Origin of the sequence: Sutcliffiella horikoshii (assembly GCF_021991925.1) — a bacterium.
GTDB lineage: Bacteria > Bacillota > Bacilli > Bacillales > Bacillaceae_I > Sutcliffiella_A > Sutcliffiella_A horikoshii_F.
The window spans coordinates 79,154-98,287 of the sequence record NZ_RXZI01000007.1 but is presented as its reverse complement, the minus strand read 5'-3'; the positions used below and the strand labels follow the sequence as shown (position 1 = coordinate 98,287).

Genomic DNA, 19,134 nt, shown 5'->3' with positions numbered 1-19,134 from the left:
TTCAAAATGATGGAAGGGGCGGGGATAAATGTTATTATATACAGAGATTTTCGGAGATGGAGAACCAATCGTCTTTTTACATACGGGTTTGCAAACAGGGATGACCGACTTTGAAGAACAGCGGGAGTATTTTAAGTCTCGCTATAAGGTGGTTTTGCCGGACTTGAGGGGGCATGGGAAATCCACATCCCGAGACCTCTCTGACTATTATGAGGAGAGTGCAAATGACTTAAAAGAAACGCTCGACCATTTAGAGGTGGGATCTGCTCATATAGTTGGCTGTTCCATCGGTGCATTGGTTGCGTTGTTTTTGGCGAAAAGGTTTCCTGAAAAAGTGAAAACGTTAACCCTCTCTGGGATAATGCCGGAGAAACCTGCTAATTGGTCGAAAATACATCAAAATATGGTTGGTCAGCAAAATGCGCTTTTAGAAAATGAACAAATCAGAGTCTACTTTGATCAGCTTCATGGTGATGGTTGGGAAGAGTTCATCTATTTGGCTGCGAAAGAAGATTCCTATCCCTTTGAAGAAACTGGCAAATTGGATGGGTTGAAAATGCCAACATTGTTCATGGTAGGAGAAGAAAATGGAAATGAAGCGAAGGGGGCTGTCATTATCCCACGGCTAAATAACCAAATCCACCTATCCGTCATTCCATTTGCCGGACATCTTGTTCATTCCGAGCAACCAGAGGTCTATAACCAGGTTTTGAATGGGTTTTTAGAGAAATATTGTGTCATTGGTGTAAATTAGCGAGTTACAGTTGGACAATTTGAGGGCAATTTCCCTAATCCTGATGATGGGACAGAAGAAGTTTGGATGACAGAATGATATATCATGAAATTTGGAAATATATCATGAAATTCTGAAATATATCATGAAATCTGAGATTATATCATGAATTTCAGAGATATATCATGAAATCCAGCAAGAGGATGTGAGAAACCAGTGAAGCAGCTTGGGGATCCCCTTATTGAATTAAGAGCACTTCAGGTCCACGACTTTCATGTAGTGAAAAATTGGAACAATGATAAAGCTTTTTGCCTTGCGAATGGCTGGGAAACCGATAGGAGCGAGGATGAGCTGTATTCTTGGTGGATTAATTGTGTACATAATATGCCCCCAGACTTTGTAAGATTAGGAATCCAATATGAATCAAGATTAATCGGCTATGCAGATTTGGCAAACATCAATGGGAATACCGCTGAACTTGGCATCGCAATAGGGGAAAGCGGGTTATGGGGACATGGAATCGGTACGGAAACACTGAAACTATTAATGGAATTTGCAGTCGAAAAGTTCCCCACGCATATATTTGAAGCGGAAACGCATGAAGCCAACACGCGATCTAGAAATATGTTGGAGAATCTAGGATTCACCGAGATTAGTAGATTTGGTTCTGAAGTATACATGGGAATAGAAAGTCAGTTGATTCAATACAGGTATAACAGGGGGGGAATAAATCAATGGTACAAACAGAAAGAGTGACGCCGAAACACATTATTTCAGCAGCAACAGTTGTTTTGAATGATAAGAATGAAGTCCTTTTAATTAAAGGTCCACGTCGTGGATGGGAAATGCCAGGAGGTCAAGTGGAAGAGGGGGAGTCGTTGAAGGCTGCTGCCATTAGGGAGACGAAGGAGGAGTCGGGGATCGACGTGGAAATCGTGAAATTCTGTGGAGTTTTTCAAAATGTCAGTGGCTCCATATGTAACACGCTATTCTTGGCAAGAGCGGTTGGTGGGACTCCAACTACTTCACCGGAGAGTTTGGAAGTTGGTTTTTACCCTGTAGAGCAGGCGTTGGAAATGGTCACTTATATGAATTTTAGGGAGCGGATTGAATATTGTTTAAAGGAAGAGATGGTTCCGTTTTATATAGAATTTAATTAAATGGAGTGATCACGATGCAACCAATTCAGCTTGAAGAAATACCGACTGTAATAACCGATCATCTGAGAAACATCCATTCCATCACCTTCCCCCGCCAAGGGTGTACTTCTGATGTTGGAATCATCCAAAGTGACAACGGTCGATATGCTTTAAAACGGACCAAGACACCACAATTCAATGCGTGGCTAAAGAAGGAGATATTGGTATTAAAGAGCTTGAATCAGGAAACCACATTGCCTGTTCCCAAAGTCGAGAAATTTGTGGAGGTGAATGGACAATCTTGGGCATTGCTTGAGTATCTGGAGGGGGAAACGGTCAGGGCTGCGTTAACCAAGACCCATAATAAAGGGAAAAGGGAAGAGTTATTAATAAACTTCGGCAAAGTGGTGTCTGATATCCATGCGACCCCGTGTCCAGAATCCTTAAAGACTGAGAAGAGTTGGTTGGATGATATGCTGTATCAAGCAGCTTACAATCTTCAAAACTACGAGGTGGATGGTTCGGAAGACTTGCTCGAACAAATCAAGGTAAACCGACCTGGTAAAAGGAAACAAACCCTTATCCATGGAGACTTGACGGTTGATAATGTATTGGTACATAACGGAATAGTCACAGGGATCATTGACTGGAGCGGTGGAGCTTTTGGCGACCCAAGGTATGATGTTTCTTTGGCTATTAGGCCAAAACCAGAGATATTTGAATGGGAAGCGGATAAGATATGTTTTTTTGAAGGGTATGGAAGCAGCATTTTGGCTAAAGGGGATTATGACTATTTCATTAACCTTTATGAGTACTTTTAAAAGGGAGGGAGTGTGCAATGAACTTAGGAGAGCCTATTGCATCTGGAAACACTGCCAATATCTATCTTTGTGGAAATAAAATTATTAAGATCTTTAAGGATCACCTGCCAGATACCGAACCGGAATATGAGGCTCGTAAACAAAGGGTTGCATATGGAAGTGGCCTTCGTGTTCCCAACGTAATCGATGTCAGAAATGTAAATGGAAAACAGGCAATCATCATGGAATATGTGGAGGGTGTTACACTAGGTGAACTTTGGATGAAAAACATGGAGCAAGTGGAGTCTTTTCTGACGATGTCCGTTGATATACAGATGGAGATTCATCATGTGCGTGTGGAGGCATTGGAACCTATGAATGTAAAACTCCAACGGCAAATAGAATCTGTAAAAGGTTTGGATAAGAAGATTAAGGGTTCGTTATTAAAGAAATTGGCATCGTTGAATGTGGAAAACAGACTTTGTCATGGAGATTTTCACCTTTACAACTTGATAAAGTCGGAGGAAGAGGTGTTCATCATTGATTGGGTGGATGCCAGCGCAGGTGATCCCCGGGCAGATGTATGTCGTACCTACATACTATATTCCCAAGTTTCAGTGGATATAGCGGAATTGTATTTGGAGCTATATTGCGAGAAAAGTGGTTGGACTAGAACAGAAATTCTGGAATGGGCACCAATCATTGCGGCTGCGAGGCTTTCTGAAAATGTCGCAACAGAGGATACGAAAAGGTTGATGAATTACATAGTAATGGAGGAGAATAATGATGAATCAAGCATCTTTAGAGTACTGGAATAATTTTTGGAAAGGTCAAGAGAAGCCGGAAAGGGTGACTGCATGGCAGTTCGGGGGAAGTCCGGACTATTTGGCACAGCTAGTGATTGATGGTGTGAAGAAAGCGACTTGTTCTGGTTATGTCTTTTATGAAGTAGAGAATGAGCCACTTCCAACGACAGAGGATTATAGCGTCGTTTTAAACAGTAAAGACGAACCTGTCGCCATCATCAAAACGGTCGATGTCCAAATCATGCCGATGAACGAAGTATCAGAAGAGTTCGCAATTTCAGAGGGAGAAGGAGACCGTACATATCAATATTGGTGGGATGTTCATGTGGAGTTCTTTACAAAAGAGTTGCGAAAGATTGGGAAGGAATATTCCGAAGATATGCTTTTAGTTTGTGAGCGGTTTGAGTTGGTGGATGCTAAGAAGTAGTTAAAATATAGAAAACTAAGTGGGGGATGGAGATTGAAAACCCGAATGTTATCCGTGTTGGGGATTTTAGTTATTATAGCTACGTTAACATTTGTTTATTTCAACAATCCTAAACCGATTTATGGAAATGATGAAGCTTCTATTATTAAGCTTATCCGATCGGTTGGCTATGATGAATGGGCAATTGAAATTGTTGGCATAAAAGATTTTGAGGGAAATCGTATTGCAGCTTTTTTGTATAATAATATGCCCGGTTATGCTCTGTTCACCAAGAACGAAAGTGGTGAATATGCATGGAACCATGTGGAAGTAAGAGAAAGTGAAAATCTAAGTATTTTTGCTCTTATACCTGACCTTCAGATGTTTGCTATAGTTACCAATGTAGATAACAATGTTTCTAAGATGGAAGTCACTATTAATGGAGAGGAAGTAGTACAGGAATTTACACCTTTTGTAGCTGAATTTTCCTGGTTAGAAATTCCCACAACCACTTCTAATAATATCAGGTTTGATAATTATAAATTTTATGATGAAAACGGTGAACTGTTAAAATCATTTGATAATAATTAATGAGGTGATCACATGGATGTCAAATATTTTTACGACGGTGAGTTAATCTATGAAACTCACACATCTGATTTGAGCGGGCTAATGATGGCCATTGAAAAATCAAACAGCATTCATTTCGAGGATGACGCCTATACGTTTGATGCTTTTTTTCTAAACCATTATGAACAAGACGGGATATGGTATGAAGAATTGGTGGTTTATTTGGTCAAGTGAAGAAAAATACGCTGAATAGCAAAAAAACACACGAGATAGCAACCTCGTGTGTTTACATCATTCAGATGAATCAGTAACGTTTGGCACCAATATACTTGTCCTTCCAGTAGGAGCTTTTAACCTCACTTATCTTGACGCCATCCGTTGATGAGGCATGGATGAATTCCCCTCCACCAATGTAAAGACCTGCATGGCTCGGTCCGTTTCCTTCCACATCAAAGAACACAATATCCCCAACAGCTGGTGAGTCTACTTTTGTTCCTTCTGCATATATATCTTTTACCGTTCGTGGAAGGTCTTTGTTTTCTGCTTCATCAAAAATATAGTTTAAGTAACCGCTGCAGTCAAAGCCCTCTTCTGGTGTCTCCCCACCCCATTGGTAAGGTGTACCCTCATATTTCTTCGCTACTTCGACAATGTTTGAGTCGTTATTTTCAATACCTAACGCTTCAAATGTTTTCTCTCCAGCTATGCCTGTAACTTCAATTGCGTGATCAGCTTGAAACTTTTTCACGGCATCTGTCGTATATTCTCCGTAATATGTAGTAGTTTCTGAATAGCCGAAATATCCTTTTTCGTCCAATATTTGTTGTAGCTCTTTTACTTCTTCATGATACATTCCAGGTTCAAGAGTCTGATCTCCCAGCTCCGCATGACCTACCACCGGATTGAACGCCAATACACCTGCTAATGCTAACCCTGCTGTTAATCGTTTCAAACCATCATCCCCTTATCTATGTAATCTGACCTGTCCCATACTAACAGGCGGAGATGACAGCGAGGTTTTAATGGAATGACAGAGGGATAACAATTAAAATGCTGGAATGTAATATTTACTACTATTCTATGCTGAATCCCTCCCCGCCTCTTCGACGTTCGTATTCAACTTAGACAACCAGCTAAAGCTCCAAGTAACTAATAATGAACACAAACCCAATACCAAAAAGATTACACGGATATCCAAAATCTCCGCCAACATACCTGTTAGAAATCCCGCTAGTGGTAAAGTGCCGAGGCCAAGCATGGAAATCAGCCCATTCACTCTGCCGAAAATAGAAACAGGCACTAGTTTTTGGCGCATGGTTTTGAAAAGCACATTGAACATGATGACAGGTGCACTCTGGATGGCGATGGCAAGCAATAATGTTTGCCAGTTCCAACTGAATGCGACGGTCATGATGCCAACTGCACTAATCATTATGTTGAGCAACATGATTCGAATGGGATTACCTTTATCACCTCGATAGTTTACAAATGCGATGGCTGCCACCTGTGCAATGGCGGCACCAGCGTATACCCAGCCAATCTCCTCAGAGGATAGGAATAATTTTTCCCGAGAAAAGTAGATAAGCATGCTAATCAACGCTCCATTCGCCACATTTACCATTAGTACAAGTAATGTAAAGGGTCCTAGGATGGTGTGATTCTTAAGGAAACTGGCACCAGCCTTCAGTTGGTCCCAAGAATTAGTATTCCTTTTGGAAGGTACTTCTTGAACAAGGAACTTCAGAAAAAGAATCGACACGGCAATCGGTAAAAATGAAATGGCATCCAATAGCAAAACATGGTAGACGCCAATTTGAGAGATAAGTATTCCAGCAAGCATACTACCAAAAAGAACAGAAGAGGTATCGATGAATTGATGGGTGGCATTGACCTTCATCAGTTTTTCTTTCTTGAAAAGCTGCGGGACCACCGTTGAATTCACGACAGAGAATATTGCACCAGTGCATGCAATAAGAAAGCCGATGATGTAAATATGCCATATATGCAACACTCCCAGCATGTGGATCAATGGAATGATCCCTGCAAGTGAACCCTGAAGAAGCGCGCTGAAAAACAGAAGCTTTCTCCTAGGGAATCGATCTGCAAGCACTCCCGCGATCGGAGAAACGAAAATAAAGGGGAGTGTTTGTACAAAGAACATAACTCCCATGCTTGCTGCCGACTGTGTCAGTTCGTAAATGAGCCAAGGGATGGCAATAATATAGAACTTATCTCCAAGCTTTGATAGGGCAGTTCCTGAAAAATAAAGAATGGCGTTTTGCTCTCGCCAAATGGATTGCTTGAACACGGATTTCACCTCTTATTCGGATTTATCTTAATTATCAACTTTCTTAAAAGAGGGAAAAAGGGTAAAATTAGATGAATAATGTCCCCTTTTATAGAAGAGGTGTAATAAAATGATAGATCGTTATTTTCAACTTCGGGCCGAATGGAAGCACCATGAGAAAAATTCTCCTTATGAGATGAAACTTGAAGACTTAGAAAAGGTTTGGTTCTGTTCACGCAAGAATGCAAAGCGCATTCTTAAGAAACTGGAGGACGAGGGGCTCCTCCTTTATAAACCAGGACGCGGAAGGGGAAATATTTCTCAATTACAGTATTCCTCTACGTTTCAGTTTGAGGTAAAACGGTACATGGAGGAATGTGCGAAAGCCGGCGAACTGGATAAAATCGCTGAGATCCTACGCCTTCCAATCCCTTCGCAGTGGGTGATTAATTCCTCATCGGAAATTCGCAATTTGCTTGGATTAAAGCGGGATGAATCGGAATCTAAGGATATCTTACATACGTTTAGCGCGAGGGACATCACCACGCTCGATCCTTTACGGGTATCTGTCTCATTGGAAACTCATCTCATTGAATATTTAGGAGATACACTTGTCCGTTATAACAGTGAAAAAGACTGTTTCGATCCTCATATCGCCCATCATTACCATGTGGACGAGGAGAAAAGGATATGGACTTTTTATTTGCGAAAAAGTGTGTTTTTCCATCAGGGGGGCTATGTAACGAGCAGGGATGTGGCCTATACGATCAACCGAATGAAAAATAGCCCTCACTCTTACTCATGGCTTGCTAGAAACATCACGAAGATAGTCTGTCCCAATCCTCATAAGGTAGAAATCCACCTAGAGCACCCCAGTCCCTTCTTTTTGCGCTATCTCTCCGCCATCCACTTTTGCATACTGCCGGCAGATATAGAATTTGATGAATACAAATGGACTGGCACAGGTCCATTCCGTCTAAAAGAGAGAACAAAAAACAAGCTCGTACTAGAGGCAAATGATTCCTATTTTAAAGCACGGCCACTGATAGATGAAATTCACTTCTACAGAGTAACGAAGGATGCTGCGAAAACCGTTTATCTATCCAGTGAAGCAGAAGTGGGAGAGGCCATCCCTAGTAAGCATAAGATCAAAGATGCCGGTCTTAGGTTACTATCCTTTAATTTAAAGAGACAAAGTATCATCCAGCATCATTCCTTTCGGGAAGCAATCTATCATCTATTTGATGTGAAGAAGATGGCAAAAGAGCTAGGATGGGAAGTACTGGAGGCTAGAAGCTTTGAAATAGAGAAAGCCGGGCCGCACGATAAGGATCCAAGCAGGATCTCCAGTCTACTAGCTGAATCGGGCTACAAGGGAGAGACGCTCCATCTATATCATTTTGAAAACCACCATGCCGTAGTAGAAGCTAAGTGGCTAGAGATAGAGGCGAAGAATTACGGCATCTCGTTTAAGCTATGTCCGGTCTCCTTTAAGGAATTTACAGAAACGGAGATGGAGCATGATCTCGATCTTTTAATCATGGGACTATCCCTTTCCTTTGATAAACATTTAGCTTTTTCCTACGCCTTCCGTAACAAAGCGCTCCTGTTCAATCGATTGTTTAATAAAGAAGTTGAACAATATATTGACTCGGGATTGAATGCATTCGAAATGGCAGAGAAGAAAGAACAGCGAGCCTGCTTGATGGAAGAAATGGAGCATTATTTGCAAAAAGAAATAGCACTTATTTTCCTCTACCACCCAGTGGTGACACGTGTACTTGACCCCATCATAGAGGATGTAGAATCCCATTCTTTTGGACACTTGGACTATACTAAATTATGGGTTCGGAGTTGAAAGGAGGGGCTTCTTGTATGGTTTCAATAGTGAAAGAAGGTGAGTTTATGAATGTCTTCCAAACAGAACGTTTAACCTTAAGGGTATTAGAAGCAATTGATACAAGAGCACTTGAAAGAATCTGGGGAGATGAAGATGTTATGGGACTTTGTACAGGGGCAACCCCTCATGAAAAGTTTCCGAAAATAATAGAATACTACACAAGGTGTCAGGAGGAAAAAGGGTTATCGGTATATGCGGTTGTGGAGAAGGCCTCGGGGAACGTCATTGGGACTGCAGGCTTCAATGTGGAAGAAACACTTGAAAAGGTCGAACTCATTTACCATTTTGCTAGAAGCTTTTGGGGAAAGGGATTTGCTTCCGAAGCCGCTAGGGCATGTGTAGAAATCGCAAAAGCAACTAATGCAGTTAAGTGTGTGTTTGCTTCCGCTGCACCAGCTAACAAAGGGTCACTGAAAATACTAGAGAAAATCGGATTTGAATGTAAAGGTCTTAAATGGTTTGACGATACGAGTCAAGAAGAGCCATATTATGAGTTGATTATGAAGTAAATGGAGGTTTTACTAATGTGGAAGTCAGATAGATTGCGTTTGAGAAAGATGGAAACTAAGGACATCGAGCTTTATCATACGTGGAGAAATGACATGGATGTTATGATGATGACAAGTCCATCCTTGGACGTTTACACCCTTGAAGAAACTAGGAGTTTTGTGGAGAATGTCATCCTTTCTTCCACTTCGTCCAAAAGTTATATTATCGTGGAACTGGAAAGCAACACTTCTATTGGGGTTACGTCCCTGATCAATATTGATAGGAAGAATAGAAATGCAGAGTGCATTATTGATATAGGGCAGAAGGAATCCTGGGGAAAGGGTTACGGATCGGAAGCACTAACAATCTTACTAGAATATGCATTTAAGGAACTGAACCTTCACCGGGTGAGCCTAAGGGTTTTTTCTCATAATGAAAAGGCGATCCACCTTTATACAAAGCTTGGATTTATAAAAGAGGGAGTCTCTCGTGACGCATTGTATAGAAATGGCAGGTGGCATGATATAGTGCATATGGGAATGTTAAAAAGCGAATATATGTTAGAGGATGGAAATAAAAAAAGATAGAAATAAATCCCTCTACCGTGTAAAATAATCTCAAATCAATTCGATTTAATTTAATGGCAACTGGGGGAAAAAGACAAACAATAGAATACGGTTGACTATCAATTTATCATTTCTACATTAAATTTTCAGAATATTAATAACACTATAAAAGAGGTTGATGTTAGTTGACGATGGATACAAAAGGTGTAACGGTAAAGGAACAGACTATTTTCCCTCATGTTGGCAATAAGATAAGAACAGAAGATAGAGAGATTGCTATCATTACACGTATGGAAGAGCCGCTTGTCGTCGTGCTTGCCAATGTGCTTAGCGATGAAGAGTGTGAGGCACTGATTCAATTATCCAAGGATAAAATGAAGCGTTCGAAAGTTGCCAATGGGCTGGAAGTCGATGCGATCAGGACAAGCAGCAGTACTTTCTTCCAAGAAGGCGAGAATGAGCTTGTGGCTAGGATAGAAAAGAGAGTTTCGCAGATTATGAATGTGCCGGTGGAGCATGGGGAAGGCTTGCAAATCCTCAACTATCAGGTAGGCCAAGAATACAAGGCACACTTTGATTTCTTCAAATCTTCCAACAAGCCGGTAAGCAATCCGCGCATAAGCACACTCGTCATGTACCTGAATGATGTGGAAGAAGGCGGGGAAACGTATTTTCCTAAGCTGAAACTATCTGTTTCGCCTCAAAAAGGAATGGCTGTATATTTTGAATACTTCTATGATGACCAGGAATTGAATGAATTGACCTTACATGGTGGATCACCGGTTGTTGTTGGGGATAAATGGGCCGCGACGCAGTGGATGAGAAGGAAGAAATACTAGATTTGGGACGCTAATCTCTTGGGAGGTTAGCGTTATTTGCATTTATGGCGGAATGTGGTACTGCCAAGGGAGTTTTGGACCTCGAAATGGGCTTGGTAGGGGATTTATTTTCCGTTAGGTCACTTTTACTTTCCGTTAAGCCAATTTTATTTTCCGTTAAGGAAAAATACGAGCCGAACACGCTGATTTATTTTCCGTTAATAAAAAATACGAGCCGTTCGCCAAATTCTCTAAGGTTTCGACAAACCCAAAAGTGAAACTTATCCCCTAACTAGTACGTCATATACGTAAATAGAAAAGGACTGATATCCAATGGATTACATAACACATCTAAGAGCAATGGTAGGCAATGAAAAAGTAATTATGGTGGTTGCTGGAGCCTTTGTTATTGATTCAGATGGAAGCTTGCTCCTTCAGCAACGGACAGATAATGCACAGTGGGGACTGCCAGGCGGCTTCATGGAACTCGGGGAGAACATAAGTGATGCCGCACGCAGAGAAGTCTACGAAGAAACGGGACTTCTTTTAGAACAACTTGAGCTTTTTGGGATCTATTCAGGGCCAGAGTATGATAAGACATTCCCAAACGGAGATCAGGTCTCATTGGTGCAAGTACTTTTTACTTGCAAGCAATATAATGGCGACCTAATCAAAAGTAATGATGAGTCGCTACGCAATGAGTTTTTTCCTATGCATCGCTTACCAGAAAATATTCTTACCGAGCACAAGGTATTCATTGATGATCTTCTGTCGAAAGAGAGTCTACCAATTGTTAAATGAGGAAGTGGGGGGTTAGAGATGAAAAGGAAAGCGTCATTATTAGGAATTTGTGTGGTTTTCATTATACTGCTGGCTGCGTGTTCAATAGAGGACCGGAATACGGCTAATGTGAAAGAGGATATAAAAGAAGCTGTAGTAGATGACGCAGAAGCAGTCATGGACCAATTTGTGATTAATGAAATGGAGAGCTTCTCAGAAGTGAAAGTGGATTCTGAAAAGACGCTAACAAGCCAAGAGGATATAAAAACTATTCAAGATGCTTTCTATCATGCTAAAAAAGAACCTGGTGCAGTTGATATGTCAGATCCCCACTATAAAGTGTTGTTGGGTGGAGATTCATACTACCTCTGGATCCACGAATCCTCAGGAACAATTATGAACAGGAAGGATACTCATGTCATATATTCTCTTTCCGAGGAGGCAGCACAAGGTGTTTATAAATTATTGGATAGTATGTACTTGGGGGATTAACCATGATGAGTAAATTCTACATAGCTTCAAGCTTCATGAATATAGACAAGGTGCGACAAGTGAGTGGACAACTGAAAGAGAAAGGTTTCATCCATACTTATGATTGGACTCAAAACGAGCGCGCCGCCACATTAGAAGACCTAAAGGTAATTGGGGAGAAGGAACTTTCTGCTGTAGTAGAGGCGGACTTTCTGATCGTTATGTTGCCCGCAGGCAAGGGAAGCCATATCGAGTTTGGTATTGCCCTTGGTCAAGGTAAAAAGATTTATCTGTTTTCCGAGAATCATGACATAGATAACATTGAGTCGACTAGCACTTTTTATCATCTAGACAACGTTGAGAAGATTAGCGGGACGATTGAAGAACTCGTGAAGAGAGTGAGTCTAGAAGAGGAGTGAACCTAGATGCAGGATTTTATCATTAATCTTGTCCTAATCTGTGTAATGGCAAGCCCGATTTTATACTTCCGAATAGGGAAAAAGAAGATTGCCTACCTTAATGCGTTTACTGTGGGGCTTTATCTGGTTAGTTGGGGAATCGCTTTATGGAAGGGGATTCCACTGAGATGAATATCATCTCGATCACTTGGCTTTCTTCTTTATCCATGTCCATTCTATTTCTACTAGTGGCATCTGGTTCGATTTTCTATAAAATGGCTCCGAAAATAAACAGAGTGCTATTACCTTTAATAATGTTATCTGTACTCATGACAGGTTTCCTTATGAATAAGCAAAAAACCGACTTCGAAGTTACAGCATTCCTAGATACCATCATGGGTTACCTGACCCCTTTGTTTCTCTTCACTATCTTAATAATCGGAGCCTTTCAATATGACCGAGGAGTGGGCAGGCAAAAAATATTAACTGAAAAACTAAGCCAATGACTCTGATTTAGAAACATGAAAGTATATCCTACCATACGGATGACAGCAAGTGGTTCTGGAACATTGTGGCGTTAGGGATTGTGCAACCGAAAAGTGATAGAATAGTAGTGAATTGGCGCAATATAGCGGCAGCCTTTGTGTTGCTGACTGTATTAAAATTCGCTATTTTAGACCAACTGTGACAATGGGGGGACTTCACTATGAAAATCGCATGCATCGGAGACAGCTTAACAGAAGGCAAACCAGGCGTTTCCTTCTTCAATATACTAAAAAAGAAATACCCAGATAGTAAGTTTATTAATCTTGGAAAAGCCGGAGAAACCGTAAAGAGCTTACATACAAGGCTTACAAAAAATAAATTAGAACAAGACCATGACCTGGCCTTCCTATGGATTGGAGTCAATGATATTTATTCGAGGCTGCTGAAGGTACAGGCTCAGCCGATTACCAGGAATTCGGAAGAGTTCCGGGAATACTATGAACATGTACTAGAATTAGTCTTGCATTCTTCCAAAAAGGTTGTGGTCGTGTCCCCTGCGTTGATCGGGGAAAACATAAACTCTTCCAACAGAGGATTGCTCAATCTTTCCATGATTATCGAAGAAATTTCAAAAGGGCATAAGGATGTCATGTTTATTGATTTGCATCAAATATTTACAGAGCAGTTAGAAGCATTACGTACAACGGATTATCTCAGTACCGGCGTTGGGAGATTAGTAAAAGATGTATTCTTCTACAGAAGCCCAAAGCGAGTGGACAGGTTGGCTGCGGAGAGAGGCCTGCATTTGACGATTGATGGGGTTCATCTGAATAGTAAGGGTGCGGAGATGGTTGTAGATGAATTCGGGAAGATAATAGATCAGGTCCTTACTAAAAGAAACAAGTGAATGTGCTTTCTTCATATTTTCTGCAAACTTTTTGGGTACACTTTGAGTATAGAACTTTAGAGGAGGTTATTGTATGAAAAGAAGAAAGCTACTAGGTATACTAACTATGGCAGCAGCCATCACATTATCCGGCTGTGCAACAGGTGATGGGGATAAGGCTGCGCCAAACAATAATCAAGCCAATAATGCAGAAGAGAAAGAATCCTCCAATGGAGGTCATGGTGATCACTCCGGAATGGATATGTCCGGTTCAGGTGAGGTGCCTGAAGGTTTAAAGGAAAAAGAAAACCCAACATTTGAAGTGGGAAGCACTGCTACCATTACAGAAGCCCATATGCCTGGTATGGAAGGTGCGGAAGCTACCATTGTGGGAGCTTATGAAACAACCGTCTACTCTATTTCTTATGACCCGACAGATGGCGGGGAACGAGTGGAAGATCATAAATGGATTATTCATGAAGAAGTAAAGGATGCCCAAGAAGAGCCTTATGTAGTAGGTGATGAAGTGGAAGTGGACGCAGACCATATGGAAGGTATGCAAGGTGCTACGGCAACCATCGATTCTGCAGAACAAACAACGGTTTATATGGTGGATTTCACTCTGACAGACAGTGGAGAAGAAGTGACAAACCACAAATGGGTAACAGAGAGTGAGCTATCAAAAGAAGAATAGGAAGTAAAAAAGCTTGTGAAAGGTTATTCATCGACCTTTTTCAAGCTTTTTCCTTTGGCGATCTTAAGGAATGCAGAGACTCTTATTACAAAGATGAGTACTAATAGGATAACAAAAGGGACTTTGAACCAATTTGGATTCTCTGGTTCGTGGAGAAAAAGAAAATAGAGTGTATGCAAAATAATCAGAGTATATAAAACCGTAGCTTTCTGTTGGAGGTACTTCCATGATTTTACACCCAAAAGTTTGACACTCCAGTCATTAGAACTTGCTGTCAATATCAAATAATAGCCTAGAGCAAGTATGCCAATTGTATTGGCAAGTGCAAAACCAGGGTGCAGTATCCATGGTTGTCCTGGCGGGGTGAAAATAAAGAACAACCGCTCAAATTTCCATTCGACCCAACCATCCAGAATGATGATTGTGTGCAACCCGGCATGAATGGCAGACCAAATACCGATTGGTCTTCTCCAAACGATTTGCTTTTGCAAAGGTTTATGGAAATGTGAAAGTGGGCCCAATATCAGCACGAGGGCAAGCATGAATAGGGAAACGTCTGCAAATGCTCGGTTCCATGAATGAAGAGGAGCTATATCATGCCTTGTTTGAACCAAAATATAGCAGGCAAGCAGCGAAGATATTCCCACAATTGCATGTTGTCTACTTGACCTAAAAGAAGCCGTTATTTTTTTCACCGCCTAATGTCCCCCTTGGAAATTATGTTCACTTTCCTTCGTACTGATCATTCCATCTATACCCCACTCCCCAGATGGTCTCGAGGTATTTGTCCACCTCAAAACCAGCCTTTCGCAACTTGCTTCGAAGGTTTCTAATATGCGAGTCGATGGTCCTGTTCTCTGTCTCAGCATCGAACTCCCACAAGGATACAATTAGATGGTCTCTTGAAAACACCTTATCCTGATTCAAAAGGAATGTTTCGAGAATCGCAAATTCTTTTGGTGTAACAGAGATCTTTTCTCCGTTATACTGCACATGGAAAGACGAAGTGTTAAGAACCAATCCTTTGAAGCGCAATGAATAATGATTGGTGTCTACTGGTTTTGTCCGTCTCATCACGGCTTCTATACGTGCGATAAGTTCGTCTTCATCAAAAGGTTTTGACACATAGTCATCCGCCCCACTTTTAAGGCCCTTTACAATATCATCCTTATCGTTTCTGGCAGTTAGCATGATGACTGGGACATTGGAAGTCTTTCTAATTACTTTTAGGGTTTCCCACCCGTCCATTGTCGGCATCATGACATCCAGTAAAACAATGTCGACTTCTTCCTTTTCTAAAAAAGTTATGGCTTCCATGCCTGACTGATATTGGAAGCACTCAAACTGATACGGAGTCAGATAAAGTGTTAACAAATCAAGCATTCTTTTTTCATCATCAATCATTAGAATTCGTGTCATTTTCGTTCTCCCTTAATAAAATGGTGACTTCAGTACCATGATATTGTTCACTCTTAATAGAAAGAGTTCCGCCATGGGCTTCCACAAGTTCATTAACAATAGCCAGTCCAAGCCCGACTCCACCTGTCAAACGAGACCGGGATTTTTCCACACGGTAAAAACGGTCAAGAATATAGGGGATATCTTCTTCTGGGATACCTTTTCCCTGATCATGGATTGTTAGAAAGCACTCATCCCCTCTTTTATTTAGTTGAATGGTTGTGGTGGAGCCTGCTGAAGAATATTTCAGTGCATTGTCTAATAAGTTCAAAACGATTTGCTCAAAGCGTCTAGGATCTATTTGAATATCAAAGCTTTTGATAACATCCAACTTTAAATCAATCCCGGCGTTATCAAAGGCAGGCCGTGCTCTTTCGTAAATTGGTAGGATGAATTCTTCCATGTTCCTTCTTTGTGTTTGAATGGAAAAAGCATTCTGATCCATTTTTGCCAGTTCAAATAAATCTTCGAGCATATTGGATACCCGGGTGGATTCCTCATGGATAATATGCAAGTATTCCAACCGGACGGTGTCCTCCAAAGTCGGTTTTCTTCCAAGTTCAGCATACCCCTTTATATATGTCAAAGGTGTCCGCAATTCATGAGAAATACTGGCAAGAAACTCCTTTCGCTCCTGTTGCAAATGATTTAAATGATTGGCCAAAGCTTGAATGGATTCGGCTAATTCCCCAAGCTCATCTTTCGTTTTAATAGGTAATTTTACGGTAAAGTCTCCATGGCTGATCTTTTGAGTAGCATCTTTCATTCTGATTAACGGCTTAGTCAGCATTTTTATTAAAAAGATATTTGTTACTAGTAAAAAAAGCATAATGATAACTACAGCTATGCCAAAGTGATGATTCAATTGCTGTATCACCTTTTGTAGAGAATTGGTGCTTTTTAGCATATAAACATAGCCAGTAGAGCCTTCCTCTGAACGAAAAGGGGAGACAGTTGCAATAAATGCTTCCTGTTTCCAATCAGCTTGAACTACACCATCGTCGGTCTCGGCTGACTTTTTGACTATGTAATGTGGCAGATTGCTCGTTTGCATAGAGGAATCAATTACTGAGCCGTTCTCATTTATTATTACGACTTCTGTATCTGTGTTCGACTCCATTAAAACAATATGCTGAATCGTGTCTGGGGTAATGGAGGTCAACAAGACATCCCGATGGCTGTTGCCCCTTGCCAACAAAGAATTCAATTCCTCTTTTACGAGGGAATCTACCACATGACGATGCAAGACTAACATGGATATCGATTCAATAATTAGTAAGCATATAAAAAACCATAAACCAAGTTTAGTAGAGAATTTCATTACAGTTCTCCTATATCTTAAAAAGTATGTATTATCAGTCTATCAAGAAATTATAAAGAATGTATGCAGAAATAGCTAAAAACGCGCCATCTATATGGCGCGTCCAGATAATCAATATTAATTGCTGACCATTTCCCGACAAGCTGCGGCACAACGTCTACATGCTTCCGCACATTTTTGGCAGTGATCATGTGTATGCTTCCTGCATTCCTCTGCACAAGCCTCGCAGATTTCCACACAAAGTTTGCAAATCTGCTCTAAAAAAGGACTGTTGGATTGGAGCGCTCTTGCTGCGAGTGCACAAATATCCGAACATTCCCTATCCAAGCGGATGCAGGCAGCCATCATATTTATGTCCTCTTCGTTCAAACAAGCATCAAAGCAAGTATTACATGCCTCCATACATGCCAGGCATTCCTCTAAACACTTTTGGTGTTGTTCATTACTCAACATAGTTAATAACCCCTTTCAAAAAGTTAGTCTCTGTATATGTTTACCCATTGCAAACATATAGAAACGGTAGAAGGGAAACTCCTTAAAAACTGCACAGTTTCGTCATATATTGTATTGTGAAGAGGAAGGTATACGTCAGTATGGAGAAAATCCGTAAAAGTAACAAAGCTTACGAAAATAGCCGTGGCGCCAAGGATAAGGAGTGTAATCATGCGGTTGGTGTAAAAGAGATGCCAACAAAAGAGTGCTCCAATCAACTGCTGGAAACATGCTCATTATCAACAGGAAACTTTAACAAATACTTTTGTTAAAAAAGGATTGTAATTAACTGAATATTTTGAAATAATTTACAGTAGATGAAAGGGGGGGCACTTAATGAAATTGAAAAAGATTTCTGAACCAACAGCTAAAATGTGCGACGAACTCAAATTGGTGGGCTACCGAGTTTTATGTGCAGGGGAAAAGTATGCGAACGAAATCCCACAAGCGTCTAAAAGACTAGTAAATCGCCTACAAGAAATTAAGAACGTGAAGAATAGTGAGCTCCAATATGGAGTATTCATTGTTGATGCCAAAAATGAACAGGAAGATGGGTATTGGGTGATGGTGGAAGTCGAGTGTTTTGAAGATATACCTAACGAGATGGTTACGATTGTCATTCCTTCTCAAAAATATGCCACCGCAAGATATGAAGGACCGAACAAAGGTATTTTTGAAGCGTACGAAGAATTACATAATTGGTCTGCCGAACAAGGGTACCAAAGGCTAACGGGAAAATGGCATGTGGAAAAATTTGAAGCTTGGCATGATCCCAATAAACTGGTAGTGGAATTGTTGGATACGATTCAATAAAAGGAGGAGTTAAAATGGGAGAGAAATTATGGAGGATAGGAACGACGTATATCCCTGTAACGAATGTAGAAGAATCTGCTGAGTGGTATGTAAGTAAGTTGGGAGCAGAATTGAACTACCAAGATCAAGACAAAGCAATCTTGGGTCTTGCAGAGCAAAGCCTTTTTCTTGTAAAAGCGGCGGCTGAACAGACGGCTAACTTTATTGATGCGTTCGGTGAAGAGCGTTTCTCTTTAACTTTTGAAGTGGATGGTCTAACGGCATTAGAGAAACTTCATCACGATTATAATAAAAAAGACATCAAAGTAGGAGAGATCGAGAACAGAGGGCATGCGGGGAGAAACTTTGTTTTCGAAGACCTCGATGGCAATAAGTTTGATGTATGGAGTGAACTTAGTCCGACATTTAAAGAGAAGTATTTTACTAAGCTATAGGGGAGAATAAAATGATTCAGAGTCCTATTAAAAATCGAATTCAATCTGTCTTTATTCCTGTCAGAGATATAGACGAGGCGAAAAAATGGTATTCGGAGATTCTAGATATTCAAGATGGGGAGGTGCAATTTGGTCATCTGTTTGTAGCTGAAATGGAAGGTGCAGATCTGATCCTCGATACGATGCCGAAATGGAGGGATGAAGAGGGGAAAGTAGCACCCCTTAATGTTCCAATTATTCAATTTGGTACCGATGATATATATGCCTCTTATGCATTCATGAAAGAAAAAGGAGTGGAACTAGTAACCGAAGTGGAACATGGCCATTTCTTTGTGTTTAAAGATCCGGATGGTAATATGATGATGGTGAGTAAGTGCTAAAGTCCTT

29 protein-coding genes are annotated in these 19,134 nt (G+C 40.8%); 23 read left to right on the top strand and 6 right to left on the bottom strand.

Features of this window, described 5'->3' with window-relative positions; genetic code table 11:
* Positions 1-28: 28 nt before the first annotated feature.
* The 8 genes from EKQ44_RS16775 to EKQ44_RS16740 all read left to right on the top strand — a co-directional run bounded on the left by EKQ44_RS16775 (position 29) and on the right by EKQ44_RS16740 (position 4,688).
* Positions 29-754, top strand: coding sequence for an alpha/beta fold hydrolase (locus EKQ44_RS16775; RefSeq protein ID WP_237664699.1), 726 nt, complete (start codon positions 29-31; stop codon positions 752-754).
* 195 nt (positions 755-949) lie between these two features.
* Positions 950-1,489: a GNAT family N-acetyltransferase gene (locus tag EKQ44_RS16770; protein WP_237664698.1), complete on the top strand. Its 540-nt coding sequence runs from the start codon at positions 950-952 to the stop codon at positions 1,487-1,489.
* On the top strand, positions 1,468-1,893 hold the full coding sequence (locus tag EKQ44_RS16765; protein WP_237664697.1) for an NUDIX hydrolase: 426 nt from the start codon (positions 1,468-1,470) through the stop codon (positions 1,891-1,893). The genes EKQ44_RS16770 and EKQ44_RS16765 overlap by 22 nt, the downstream gene beginning before the upstream one ends.
* A gap of 14 nt (positions 1,894-1,907) precedes the next feature.
* Positions 1,908-2,693 (top strand): phosphotransferase family protein, encoded by a 786-nt coding sequence (locus tag EKQ44_RS16760; protein ID WP_237664696.1) that lies wholly within the window; start codon positions 1,908-1,910, stop codon positions 2,691-2,693.
* 17 nt (positions 2,694-2,710) lie between these two features.
* The gene (locus EKQ44_RS16755) at positions 2,711-3,490 is read left to right on the top strand and encodes a phosphotransferase family protein (protein ID WP_237664695.1); all 780 of its coding nucleotides are present in this window, start codon (positions 2,711-2,713) and stop codon (positions 3,488-3,490) included.
* Positions 3,459-3,905 (top strand): ASCH domain-containing protein, encoded by a 447-nt coding sequence (locus tag EKQ44_RS16750; protein ID WP_237664818.1) that lies wholly within the window; start codon positions 3,459-3,461, stop codon positions 3,903-3,905. Before EKQ44_RS16755 ends, EKQ44_RS16750 begins: the two co-directional genes overlap by 32 nt.
* A gap of 33 nt (positions 3,906-3,938) precedes the next feature.
* Positions 3,939-4,475 (top strand): hypothetical protein, encoded by a 537-nt coding sequence (locus EKQ44_RS16745; protein ID WP_237664694.1) that lies wholly within the window; start codon positions 3,939-3,941, stop codon positions 4,473-4,475.
* Between the two features lie 12 nt (positions 4,476-4,487).
* Positions 4,488-4,688, top strand: a complete 201-nt coding sequence (locus tag EKQ44_RS16740; protein WP_237664693.1) for a hypothetical protein — start codon at positions 4,488-4,490, stop codon at positions 4,686-4,688.
* 70 nt (positions 4,689-4,758) lie between these two features.
* Here the strand turns inward: EKQ44_RS16740 and EKQ44_RS16735 are convergent, their stop codons facing one another.
* Both EKQ44_RS16735 and EKQ44_RS16730 read right to left on the bottom strand, forming a co-directional pair.
* Positions 4,759-5,406: a C40 family peptidase gene (locus EKQ44_RS16735; protein WP_237664692.1), complete on the bottom strand. Its 648-nt coding sequence runs from the start codon at positions 5,404-5,406 to the stop codon at positions 4,759-4,761.
* 126 nt (positions 5,407-5,532) lie between these two features.
* A complete protein-coding gene (locus EKQ44_RS16730) occupies positions 5,533-6,762 on the bottom strand; it encodes an MFS transporter (RefSeq protein ID WP_237664691.1) in 1,230 nt (409 codons plus the stop codon).
* Positions 6,763-6,871: 109 nt separating this feature from the next.
* Between EKQ44_RS16730 and EKQ44_RS16725 the strand changes: the two genes are divergently transcribed.
* From EKQ44_RS16725 to EKQ44_RS16675, 11 genes are all read left to right on the top strand, one after another.
* The gene (locus EKQ44_RS16725) at positions 6,872-8,599 is read left to right on the top strand and encodes an ABC transporter substrate-binding protein (RefSeq protein WP_237664690.1); all 1,728 of its coding nucleotides are present in this window, start codon (positions 6,872-6,874) and stop codon (positions 8,597-8,599) included.
* 17 nt (positions 8,600-8,616) lie between these two features.
* Complete coding sequence (locus tag EKQ44_RS16720) at positions 8,617-9,150, top strand: GNAT family N-acetyltransferase (protein ID WP_237664689.1); 534 nt, start codon at positions 8,617-8,619, stop codon at positions 9,148-9,150.
* A gap of 15 nt (positions 9,151-9,165) precedes the next feature.
* Positions 9,166-9,717, top strand: a complete 552-nt coding sequence (locus EKQ44_RS16715) for a GNAT family N-acetyltransferase (RefSeq protein WP_237664688.1) — start codon at positions 9,166-9,168, stop codon at positions 9,715-9,717.
* A 170-nt stretch (positions 9,718-9,887) separates the two neighbouring features.
* Positions 9,888-10,535 (top strand): 2OG-Fe(II) oxygenase, encoded by a 648-nt coding sequence (locus tag EKQ44_RS16710; protein ID WP_237664817.1) that lies wholly within the window; start codon positions 9,888-9,890, stop codon positions 10,533-10,535.
* 312 nt (positions 10,536-10,847) lie between these two features.
* The gene (locus tag EKQ44_RS16705; protein ID WP_237664687.1) at positions 10,848-11,315 is read left to right on the top strand and encodes an NUDIX hydrolase; all 468 of its coding nucleotides are present in this window, start codon (positions 10,848-10,850) and stop codon (positions 11,313-11,315) included.
* Between the two features lie 18 nt (positions 11,316-11,333).
* Positions 11,334-11,786: a hypothetical protein gene (locus EKQ44_RS16700; RefSeq protein WP_237664686.1), complete on the top strand. Its 453-nt coding sequence runs from the start codon at positions 11,334-11,336 to the stop codon at positions 11,784-11,786.
* A gap of 5 nt (positions 11,787-11,791) precedes the next feature.
* Positions 11,792-12,184 carry a group-specific protein gene (locus tag EKQ44_RS16695; protein ID WP_237664816.1) on the top strand — a complete coding sequence of 131 codons (393 nt, stop codon included), beginning with the start codon at positions 11,792-11,794 and terminating at the stop codon, positions 12,182-12,184.
* 6 nt (positions 12,185-12,190) lie between these two features.
* Complete coding sequence (locus EKQ44_RS16690; protein WP_237664685.1) at positions 12,191-12,355, top strand: hypothetical protein; 165 nt, start codon at positions 12,191-12,193, stop codon at positions 12,353-12,355.
* Positions 12,352-12,669 (top strand): hypothetical protein, encoded by a 318-nt coding sequence (locus EKQ44_RS16685; RefSeq protein ID WP_237664684.1) that lies wholly within the window; start codon positions 12,352-12,354, stop codon positions 12,667-12,669. The genes EKQ44_RS16690 and EKQ44_RS16685 overlap by 4 nt, the downstream gene beginning before the upstream one ends.
* Positions 12,670-12,869: 200 nt before the next feature.
* Positions 12,870-13,556 carry a GDSL-type esterase/lipase family protein gene (locus EKQ44_RS16680; RefSeq protein WP_237664683.1) on the top strand — a complete coding sequence of 229 codons (687 nt, stop codon included), beginning with the start codon at positions 12,870-12,872 and terminating at the stop codon, positions 13,554-13,556.
* A 73-nt stretch (positions 13,557-13,629) separates the two neighbouring features.
* Positions 13,630-14,229, top strand: coding sequence for a YdhK family protein (locus EKQ44_RS16675; protein ID WP_237664682.1), 600 nt, complete (start codon positions 13,630-13,632; stop codon positions 14,227-14,229).
* A gap of 23 nt (positions 14,230-14,252) precedes the next feature.
* Here the strand turns inward: EKQ44_RS16675 and EKQ44_RS16670 are convergent, their stop codons facing one another.
* The 4 genes from EKQ44_RS16670 to EKQ44_RS16655 all read right to left on the bottom strand — a co-directional run bounded on the left by EKQ44_RS16670 (position 14,253) and on the right by EKQ44_RS16655 (position 17,461).
* A complete protein-coding gene (locus EKQ44_RS16670) occupies positions 14,253-14,924 on the bottom strand; it encodes a ferric reductase-like transmembrane domain-containing protein (protein ID WP_237664681.1) in 672 nt (223 codons plus the stop codon).
* A 28-nt stretch (positions 14,925-14,952) separates the two neighbouring features.
* On the bottom strand, positions 14,953-15,648 hold the full coding sequence (locus tag EKQ44_RS16665; protein ID WP_237664680.1) for a response regulator transcription factor: 696 nt from the start codon (positions 15,646-15,648) through the stop codon (positions 14,953-14,955).
* Complete coding sequence (locus tag EKQ44_RS16660; RefSeq protein WP_237664679.1) at positions 15,626-17,008, bottom strand: sensor histidine kinase; 1,383 nt, start codon at positions 17,006-17,008, stop codon at positions 15,626-15,628. The genes EKQ44_RS16665 and EKQ44_RS16660 overlap by 23 nt, the downstream gene beginning before the upstream one ends.
* Before the next feature lie 117 nt (positions 17,009-17,125).
* Entirely contained in the window at positions 17,126-17,461 is a 336-nt protein-coding gene (locus EKQ44_RS16655; RefSeq protein WP_237664678.1) for a four-helix bundle copper-binding protein, read from the bottom strand.
* A 140-nt stretch (positions 17,462-17,601) separates the two neighbouring features.
* On the opposite strand from EKQ44_RS16655, the gene EKQ44_RS16650 reads away from it, so the two are divergent.
* The 4 genes from EKQ44_RS16650 (at position 17,602) to EKQ44_RS16635 (ending at position 19,127) form a co-directional block, all read left to right on the top strand.
* Positions 17,602-17,772 carry a hypothetical protein gene (locus EKQ44_RS16650; RefSeq protein WP_237664677.1) on the top strand — a complete coding sequence of 57 codons (171 nt, stop codon included), beginning with the start codon at positions 17,602-17,604 and terminating at the stop codon, positions 17,770-17,772.
* A 64-nt stretch (positions 17,773-17,836) separates the two neighbouring features.
* Complete coding sequence (locus EKQ44_RS16645) at positions 17,837-18,313, top strand: GyrI-like domain-containing protein (RefSeq protein WP_237664676.1); 477 nt, start codon at positions 17,837-17,839, stop codon at positions 18,311-18,313.
* Positions 18,314-18,327: 14 nt separating this feature from the next.
* A complete protein-coding gene (locus EKQ44_RS16640) occupies positions 18,328-18,747 on the top strand; it encodes a VOC family protein (protein ID WP_237664675.1) in 420 nt (139 codons plus the stop codon).
* A gap of 11 nt (positions 18,748-18,758) precedes the next feature.
* Positions 18,759-19,127 (top strand): VOC family protein, encoded by a 369-nt coding sequence (locus EKQ44_RS16635; RefSeq protein WP_237664674.1) that lies wholly within the window; start codon positions 18,759-18,761, stop codon positions 19,125-19,127.
* The last annotated feature ends 7 nt before the right edge of the window (positions 19,128-19,134 follow it).